The 380-nt window shown below is 34.5% G+C and carries 1 pseudogene; it reads right to left on the minus strand.

Annotated features, from left to right (window positions below):
- Nucleotides 1–380 (minus strand): annotated as a pseudogene (locus tag IV54_RS06280) (MobQ family relaxase); the annotation flags it as partial.

The raw sequence follows: 380 nt of genomic DNA on the forward strand, positions 1-380 counted from the left end.
TATTTAAGCTCGATTTTGACTTCCTTTTCTTGTTGCATTAATAACTTCCAGCCAACGTATGGCCGTTTGGTAAAGGTCAATAATTGTCGGGCCAATAAATCATCACGAATATTCATTAAACGTTCGTTTAATTCACTGCCTTTGAAAATCGTTTGTTCACTATTAGTTTCTTTAATCAATTCCCGTTGTTCAGCCGCGGTTATCTGTTCAAAATCAAGCTCTGGATAAAGTTTTTTAGTCGTGCGATCAACTACTTTATTTAAGAGTTCATCTGCTTTTTTTAGTGAACTTTCTTGTTGGTTAATCGTCAATAATTGCTTAGTGACATCTTCACCAACAGCGTGCTTAATTAAGGTACTGTTTTTCCAATTAAATAGCAT

The organism is Levilactobacillus paucivorans (assembly GCF_001437125.1).
GTDB classification, from domain to species: Bacteria; Bacillota; Bacilli; order Lactobacillales; family Lactobacillaceae; genus Levilactobacillus; species Levilactobacillus paucivorans.